The following is a 7,752-nucleotide window of genomic DNA, read 5'->3' as shown; positions in this document are numbered from 1 at the left end:
GCCTTAAGGTGGTTATTGCGGCGGGGCTCACCTCTTCCCATCCCGAACAGAGAAGTTAAGCCCGCCTGCGCAGATGGTACTGCATCATTGTGGGAGAGTATGTCGTCGCCTTTCTTTTGAAAAACCCTGTTTTTTGAACGGGGTTTTTTATTCAAACTTTTACTTATAGAAATATAAGTAAAAATGGTACCTTAGCTCAGATGGTAGAGCAATGGACTGAAAATCCATGTGTCCCTGGTTCGATCCCTGGAGGTACCACATTATGCTCGGATGGTGAAATTGGTAGACACGCTGGACTTAAAATCCAGTGAACAGCAATGTTCGTGCGGGTTCAAGTCCCGCTCTGAGTACTAAAACTTCAATTAGCTTTTGTTGATTGAAGTTTTTTTTTGCTCTAAACTGAAATAGGTTTTCTCTTTATCAATATTCTAAAATATTAAACCTTAAAAGCTGTTTTAATCAGAAATTTTATATTTTTACTTCTGTATTTAACTTTAACTATTACTTTCAGCTATGCAAAATGTTTTTCTTAAAGAAGATTGTGATCGATTTGTTACTAGAATTAATAAGCTTAAAACGGATTCTCAGCCACTTTGGGGAAAAATGTCTGTTGACCAAATGCTAGCTCACTGCAATGTAACGTATGAAATGGTTTATGATACTATTCATCCTAAACCAAATGTTTTTATGAAGCTTCTTTTAAAACTATTAGCTAAAAACAAAGTAGTAAGCGAATCGCCTTATCCAAGAAATCTTAGTACATCTCCGCAATTTATTATTAAAGGAGATCGTGATTTTGTGCTAGAAAAAAACAGATTGATTACCTATATTCAAAAAACGCAAGAATTAGGTGAAAAAGAATTTGAAGGGAAAGAATCACTTTCTTTTGGTAAATTATCTTCTAAAGAATGGAATAATATGTTTGCAAAACATTTAGACCATCATTTCTCTCAATTTGGTGTTTAAATTTTTTAAGCGATGAAAACGTATATAATTTTCTTTTTTCTTCTTTTGGGATTATCTTCTAATGCTCAAAAACAAGAAGTACAAAAATGCATTGAATCTTTTTTTGAAGGGTTTCACCAGAGAGATTCATCAAAGATTAAGTTAGTTTGTGCAGATAAAATGATATTGCAGTCCATTAGCGAAAGCACTGTAAAAGGGAATAAATTGTCGAATGAAAGTGCGAAAGAATTTTACAAATCTATTGCTTCAATTCCTGCAAGTATGAAATTTCAAGAGAAAATTTTAAGCTACAATATTCAGATTGATGGAAGTATGGCACATGTTTGGACTCCGTATGAATTTTATGTAAATGACAAACTAAGTCATACAGGAGTGAATGCCTTTACATTGTTTAAAGAAAAAGATTCTTGGAAGATTATTTTTTTAATTGATACTAGAAGAAAATAGTTTACACTACTTCTGTTTGGTAATAGAGGCAGATATCTGCTAAAAGACATTCAATACATTTTGGTTTTGGTCTGCAAGTTTCTCTTCCTAAAAAAGAAATTGCCATTCCTATTTCTGACCAAATATTCTTAGGAAGAATTTGCATTAAGTCTTTTTCTACCTTATTTCCATCTTTACTTTCTTTTATAATTCCAATTCTCGGAGCAACACGAATAACATGTAAGTCAGCAATAATTCCTTCTGCGGGTTTATTTGTTTCTCTTAGAATAACATTCGCAGATTTTCTACCGACACCTTTTAGCGCTGTCAAACCTGACATTGTTAAAGGAATATTTGCATCTTCTTTAATAGTTTTTGCTATATCTAGAATCCATTGTGCTTTTGTGGTATAATTTCGAACTTTAGTAATGTGTGATGTAAAAGTTTCTATATCTGTTTGCGATATACTTTTTAATGTTGGATATTTTTCGAATAATTTTGGGGCTATTGTATTTATATTGGCATCAGAATCTTGCGCAGAGAGAATAACCATCACTAATAATTGATAAGTATTTTGATATTCAAGCGGATGCTTCTTGCTTTTGTATTTTTTTAAAATAGGCTTCAATTTAGCTTCCCAATCTTCATCTTCACTAAATAAATTCATTTTGCTTAAATTTAAAATATTGATAATTAGTTTTTTTGTATAACTAAAATTAAGCATTTTTAATAAAATCTAAAATCTTTTTAATAACATTCTGATTTCCTAAGATTTTTCGGTGCCCAAGTCCTTCAGTCAAAAACAAAGTACCATTTTTAAGATTTTCATGAATATGCATTCCTGCTTTAACAGAAACTTCAGGATCGTCTTTATCATGCATAACCAAAACTGGGATTTCTACTTTCTGAGCAGCTTTATAAGCTGAAAAATCATCCATTTTAACTTGGTACATACTTTCAAAATAATCTCTTAGATGTATGCTAATTTCTTTCTTCAATCCTAATTTAAATATAAATTCATCTAAAATATCCTGAACTATATCACCACTTCCTATTATTACTGCTTTATCTACTTTAAGTCCGTCTTTGATAGAGTTAAGGACAGACATTCCGCCTAAAGAATGCCCTATTGCAATTTCAAAAGGGCCAAATTGTTTTTCTATTTCTAATATAGAAGCTATAAATTCAGACATTATTGTGGTTTGTCCTTTTGATTTTCCGTGAGCAGGCGCATCAAAGCTAACTGTAGAATAGCCATTTGCTAGTAGTTCATCGGCAATCTTAAAAAGTTGAGTTCCTCTTCCTGACCAGCCGTGAACCAATAATATTTTTCGTTGGCTTTTACCATATATATAAGTGACTACACTTTTGTCAATAGCAGGAACATAAACTAACTTTTGCTGACTTTTTGAATCCATTTCCAACTCGCGTTTTGGAACTTTGTGCTTTATTGGACTTGTAAAAATCTTTGCCGCAAACTTTGTTACTAATTTTGTTGATATAAAAGCACAAATTTTCGCAGAAATTATAATAATCTTCGGAATTTTTAATGATTTAGTAGGATTAATTGCCTTTTTTGCCATTTCAATAAAACTGATTTAAAAGAAGGATTTTGCTTGTTTTTTTGCTAAATTTAAAAAGCATAAAAATAGCATTTAAATGATTGCTTCTTATCTATAATCATAAATTAATTTCTTGAATGGAAATATTTCATATTAGTGCAGAATGTTATCCTGTTGCGAAGGTTGGAGGCTTGGGAGATGTAGTTGGCGCATTGCCTAAATATCAGCAATCTGCAGGACATGATGTTAGAGTTGTAATTCCTTGTTATGACACAAAGTTTAGACGTGAAAATGATTTTGAATGTGTTCATTGGGGAACAGTTAAATTAGGAAATTTTCATTTTCCGTTTAGTGTCTTAAAGGAAACCACGGATAAATTAGGATATGAACTGTATCTAATAGAAATTGATGAATTATTTAATCGCCCGAATGTTTATGGCTATGAAGATGATATAGAAAGATTTTTATCATTTCAAATTGCAACACTCGATTGGATTATAGCGCGAAATAAAATTCCAGATGTTATTAACTGCCATGATCATCATACAGGGGTTATTCCTTTTTTGCTTCAGTTTGCTTATAAATATGAGAATTTAAAAGATGTGAAAACTGCCATAACAATTCATAATGGTTTGTATCAAGGATGGTTTGGTTTTGATAAGCTATATTATCTGCCAGAATTTGATTTGAGACATGTTGGATTTTTAGAATGGAACAATTCGATAAATTCTTTGGCGGTAGGTATCAAATGTGCGAACGCGGTAACTACCGTTTCTCCAAGTTATTTAAATGAAATTAATATTTCTGCCAATGGCTTAGAATCTTTGTTTAATTCTGTACGAAACAAATCAAAAGGAATTTTAAACGGAATTGATATTGAGGTTTGGAACCCGATGAAAGATCAAATGATTGCAGAAAATTATTCGATTGAAGATTTTGAAGTAGGAAAAAAGAAAAATAAAGAAAAACTGTGTGAGGAATTTGATTTAGATCCTTCAAAACCACTGTTTAGCTTTATTGGTAGATTGTTTGAGGAAAAAGGAGGCGATTTGCTTCCGCATGCTTCTGCTTTGGCCTTGTCAGAACATTTCGAAGAAATTAATATTTTGATTTTAGGATCAGGAAATGCAGCAATTGAATCACAGTTGACTCAGTTAAGGAATGATTATAAAGGAAATTACAATGTTTTTATAGGTTATAATGAAGATTTAGCGCATTTGATTTATGCGGGTTCAGATTATATTTTAATGCCTTCTAGGGTAGAACCTTGCGGATTGAATCAGATGTATGCGATGCGATACGGAACAATTCCGATTGTTAGAAGAACGGGAGGATTAAGAGATACGGTTATTGATTTTGGAGATGAAGGAAACGGGGTTTGCCATGATCAGGCATCTGTGGCCGATATATGCTATTCAATAAATCGTGCAGTTAGGTTGTATGAGGATAAAATCAATTTCAACAAAGTTTTAAAACGAGGAATGTCAGCAGATCATTCCTGGGAGAGTGTTTGCCAAGAATATATCGAAATATACAACTTAATAATTCAGCAAGATGAAATTTAAAAAGAAAAATGTAGTTGCCATTATTTTAGGAGGTGGACAAGGTTCACGTTTATTTCCATTGACAGAAACAAGATCAAAACCGGCGGTTCCGATTGGAGGAAAATACCGTTTGGTTGATATTCCGATTTCGAATTGTATCAATTCTGATATTTTTAAAATATTTGTCTTGACACAATTTAATTCTGCATCACTAAATGCTCATATTAAAAACACTTTTAATTTCAGTATTTTTAGTCAGTCTTTTGTTGATATATTGGCAGCTGAACAAACTCCAGATAATCCAACTTGGTTTCAAGGAACGGCAGATGCAGTTAGACAATGTATGTCGCATTTTTTAAAACACGATTTCGATCACGCTTTAATTCTTTCAGGAGATCAATTGTATCAAATGGATTTTAATGAAATGCTGGAAGCGCATATTGCTGCTGATGCTGAAATTTCTATTGCAACTTTGCCTGTAAATGCTAAAGATGCTCCTGAATTTGGAATCCTTAAAACAGATCACGAAAACAATATTCATGCATTTATCGAAAAACCACACGCTTCGTTATTGCCAGAGTGGGAATCTGAAGTGAGTGAGCAAATGCAGGAAAAAGGCAAAAAATATCTAGCTTCGATGGGGATTTATATTTTCAATAAATCATTGCTGGAAGAATTAATGGCAGACCAAGAAACAAAAGATTTTGGTAAAGAAATCATTCCGCAATCTGTTGGAAAGCATAAAATTCTGAGTTATCAATATGAAGGCTATTGGACTGATATTGGTAATATCGAATCATTTTTCGAAGCTAATATTGGTTTAACTGCAGATATTCCGGAGTTCAATTTGTTTGATAACGAGAATAAAATTTTTACAAGGCCGAGATTATTACCGCCTTCTAAATTTAGAAATTCGATTATCAATCAATCTTTAATTTCTGAAGGCTGTATAATCAATGCCAAAGAAATCAAAAGTTCTGTAATTGGAATTCGCTCAAGAATAGGAGAAGGAACTGTTTTGGAGAACTGTTATGTAATGGGAAATGATTTCTATCAAGATCTTGAAGAATTAAATCAAGAAAGCAGTATTAATAAAATTCATGTCGGAATTGGCGAAAACTGCTTTATAAATAACGCTTTGATTGATAAAAATGTCCGTATTGGAAATAATGTTCATATTAGCGGAGGTAAACATTTGGACAATTTTACGAATGAATTGTACAGCATAAAAGATGGAATCGTAGTTATTAAAAAAGGAGTTACTCTTTCTGATAATTTTAGAATTGAATAAAATCTGAAAAAACAATATAAAAATTCCAAATTCCAATCGCCATAAAAACCAAATATGACAAAAGTAATCGCACATTCTCTTTTTACCGATTTTGATATAGATTTATTCAAAGCTGGCAAACACTTCAGATTATATGAAAAATTAGGAGCTCATTTAACTGAGGTGAACGGAGTTAAAGGCGTTTATTTTGCTGTTTGGGCTCCAACGGCTCAATCTGTTTCTGTAGTTGGCGATTTCAATTATTGGACACAGGGTGAACATAATTTAAATGTACGCTGGGATTCTTCGGGAATTTGGGAAGGATTTATTCCTGATATTTCGAAAGGAGCGCTTTATAAGTATAAAATTCAATCCAATATCAATGGTGTAATTACGGAAAAGGCCGATCCCTTTGCTCGTTATTGCGAAAAACCTCCTCACACAGCCTCTGTAGTTTGGGATTTGGATTATAAGTGGAAAGATCAAAATTGGATGCAGAAACGTCAGGAATATAATGCATTAGACAAACCATATTCGGTTTATGAAGTGCATTTGGGATCTTGGAAAAGAGCAGAGCATAATCGGTTTTTAACTTATTTGGAACTCGCAGATGAGTTAGTCAAATACGTAAAAGAAACTGGTTTTACCCATGTTGAGTTTATGCCTGTTATGGAATATCCGTATGATCCTTCTTGGGGATATCAATTAACGGGTTATTTTGCACCGACTTCACGCTTTGGTAAACCACAGGATTTTATGGTTTTGGTGGATCGATTGCATCAGGAAGGAATTGGAGTAATTTTAGATTGGGTTCCGTCACATTTTCCAGATGACGCGCACGGTTTAGGTTTTTTTGATGGTTCTCATTTGTATGAACATCCTGATCGCAGAAAAGGATATCATCCAGATTGGAAAAGCCTTGTTTTCAATTATGGAAGAAATGAAGTTCGAGCTTTCTTAATAAGCAATGCTATTTTTTGGCTTCAGAATTATCACATAGATGGACTTCGTGTTGATGCTGTAGCGTCTATGCTTTATTTGGATTATTCTAGAAAAGATGGCGAATGGGAAGCTAATATTTTTGGAGGAAGAGAAAATTTGGACTCAATTAGTTTTCTTAAAGAATTTAACGAAGTAATTTATTCTAATTTTAATGGAGTTCAGACTATTGCAGAAGAAAGCACTTCGTTTCCTATGGTTTCAAGACCCACTTCCATAGGAGGTTTAGGTTTTGGAATGAAATGGATGATGGGATGGATGCACGACACTCTTAAATATTTTCAAAAAGAGACGGTCTATAGGAAATACCATCAGAATGAATTGACTTTTTCGATGACTTATGCTTTTACTGAAAATTTCATGCTTCCGTTTTCGCATGACGAAGTGGTGTATGGTAAAAATTCGCTTATTTATAAAATGCCTGGCGATGAATGGCAGCGTTTTGCAAATTTGAGACTTTTGTATGGCTATATGTTTACGCATCCCGGAACGAAACTCTTGTTTATGGGAGCCGAATTTGGTCAAACTTCTGAATGGAATTTCGAACAAAGTTTAGACTGGCATTTGCTGCAATATGACTTTCATTCTGGAATAAAAAGATTGATTACAGATTTGAATCAATTGTATAAGTCTCAGCCTGCCTTGTATGAAAAGCAATTTAGAGGTGATGGTTTTGAATGGATTAATTATTCAGATCATCAAAATGCGATTTTATCTTACATCCGTAAAGGAAATAATCCTGATGAGAATTTAATTGTGGTCTGTAATTTTACTCAAGTTGTTCGAGAAAATTACAGAATAGGAATTCCTAAAAAAGGAAAATTGCAAGAGATTTTTAATAGTGATGCTGTAATTTATGGTGGAGGCGGTGTCGAAAATTCTAAAGCATTAAAAATTGAAACAATCGGTTATGATGGAAGAGATTTTTCTGCAGCATTAATTTTACCGCCTTTAAGTGTTACTATGTATTCTTTGATTGAATAAA

The 7,752-nt window shown here is 32.9% G+C and carries 7 protein-coding genes, 2 tRNA genes and 1 rRNA gene; 8 read left to right on the top strand and 2 right to left on the bottom strand.

The features are described 5' to 3' along the window. Window positions 1-4 precede the first annotated feature (4 nt). The 5 genes from rrf to JI750_RS14200 all read left to right on the top strand — a co-directional run bounded on the left by rrf (window position 5) and on the right by JI750_RS14200 (window position 1,413). Window positions 5-114 (top strand): 5S ribosomal RNA (gene rrf, locus JI750_RS14220). A gap of 71 nt (window positions 115-185) precedes the next feature. Further along, window positions 186-258 (top strand) — tRNA-Phe (locus JI750_RS14215). A 6-nt stretch (window positions 259-264) separates the two neighbouring features. Beyond that, window positions 265-350: transfer RNA gene (locus JI750_RS14210), tRNA-Leu, on the top strand. Window positions 351-513: 163 nt separating this feature from the next. Continuing rightward, window positions 514-966 (top strand): DUF1569 domain-containing protein, encoded by a 453-nt coding sequence (locus JI750_RS14205; protein ID WP_202003070.1) that lies wholly within the window; start codon window positions 514-516, stop codon window positions 964-966. 12 nt (window positions 967-978) lie between these two features. Next, a complete protein-coding gene (locus tag JI750_RS14200) occupies window positions 979-1,413 on the top strand; it encodes a nuclear transport factor 2 family protein (protein WP_202003067.1) in 435 nt (144 codons plus the stop codon). 1 nt (window position 1,414) lies between these two features. On the opposite strand, the gene JI750_RS14195 is transcribed toward JI750_RS14200, so the two are convergent. Together JI750_RS14195 and JI750_RS14190 are read right to left on the bottom strand one after the other, a co-directional pair. After that, window positions 1,415-2,059 (bottom strand): endonuclease III domain-containing protein, encoded by a 645-nt coding sequence (locus tag JI750_RS14195; protein WP_202003063.1) that lies wholly within the window; start codon window positions 2,057-2,059, stop codon window positions 1,415-1,417. A 49-nt stretch (window positions 2,060-2,108) separates the two neighbouring features. Further along, window positions 2,109-2,975, bottom strand: a complete 867-nt coding sequence (locus tag JI750_RS14190) for an alpha/beta hydrolase (RefSeq protein WP_202003061.1) — start codon at window positions 2,973-2,975, stop codon at window positions 2,109-2,111. Window positions 2,976-3,091: 116 nt separating this feature from the next. Here JI750_RS14190 and JI750_RS14185 point away from each other — a divergent pair, with 116 nt between their 5' ends. From JI750_RS14185 to glgB, 3 genes are read left to right on the top strand one after another with little or no spacing between them, the layout of a single operon-like run. Continuing rightward, complete coding sequence (locus JI750_RS14185) at window positions 3,092-4,519, top strand: glycogen synthase (RefSeq protein ID WP_202003057.1); 1,428 nt, start codon at window positions 3,092-3,094, stop codon at window positions 4,517-4,519. Further along, the gene (locus JI750_RS14180) at window positions 4,509-5,789 is read left to right on the top strand and encodes a glucose-1-phosphate adenylyltransferase (protein WP_202003054.1); all 1,281 of its coding nucleotides are present in this window, start codon (window positions 4,509-4,511) and stop codon (window positions 5,787-5,789) included. Before JI750_RS14185 ends, JI750_RS14180 begins: the two co-directional genes overlap by 11 nt. Before the next feature lie 54 nt (window positions 5,790-5,843). After that, complete coding sequence (gene glgB, locus JI750_RS14175; protein WP_202003051.1) at window positions 5,844-7,751, top strand: 1,4-alpha-glucan branching protein GlgB; 1,908 nt, start codon at window positions 5,844-5,846, stop codon at window positions 7,749-7,751. Window position 7,752: the final 1 nt, after the last annotated feature.

The sequence above is a fragment of the Flavobacterium tagetis genome, assembly GCF_016735615.1.
GTDB lineage: Bacteria > Bacteroidota > Bacteroidia > Flavobacteriales > Flavobacteriaceae > Flavobacterium > Flavobacterium tagetis.
The sequence above is the reverse complement of the archived record's forward strand: the minus strand, read 5'-3'. Positions and strand labels throughout refer to the sequence as shown.

What these genes read in the sequence shown, in the direction of transcription:
- JI750_RS14205 (WP_202003070.1), top strand. Translation starts at nt 514, where the DNA reads ATGCAAAATGTTTTTCTTAAAGAAGATTGTGATCGATTTGTTACTAGA.
- JI750_RS14200 (WP_202003067.1), top strand. Translation starts at nt 979, where the DNA reads ATGAAAACGTATATAATTTTCTTTTTTCTTCTTTTGGGATTATCTTCT.
- JI750_RS14195 (WP_202003063.1), bottom strand. Translation starts at nt 2,059, where the DNA reads ATGAATTTATTTAGTGAAGATGAAGATTGGGAAGCTAAATTGAAGCCT.
- JI750_RS14190 (WP_202003061.1), bottom strand. Translation starts at nt 2,975, where the DNA reads ATGGCAAAAAAGGCAATTAATCCTACTAAATCATTAAAAATTCCGAAG.
- JI750_RS14185 (WP_202003057.1), top strand. Translation starts at nt 3,092, where the DNA reads ATGGAAATATTTCATATTAGTGCAGAATGTTATCCTGTTGCGAAGGTT.
- JI750_RS14180 (WP_202003054.1), top strand. Translation starts at nt 4,509, where the DNA reads ATGAAATTTAAAAAGAAAAATGTAGTTGCCATTATTTTAGGAGGTGGA.
- glgB (WP_202003051.1), top strand. Translation starts at nt 5,844, where the DNA reads ATGACAAAAGTAATCGCACATTCTCTTTTTACCGATTTTGATATAGAT.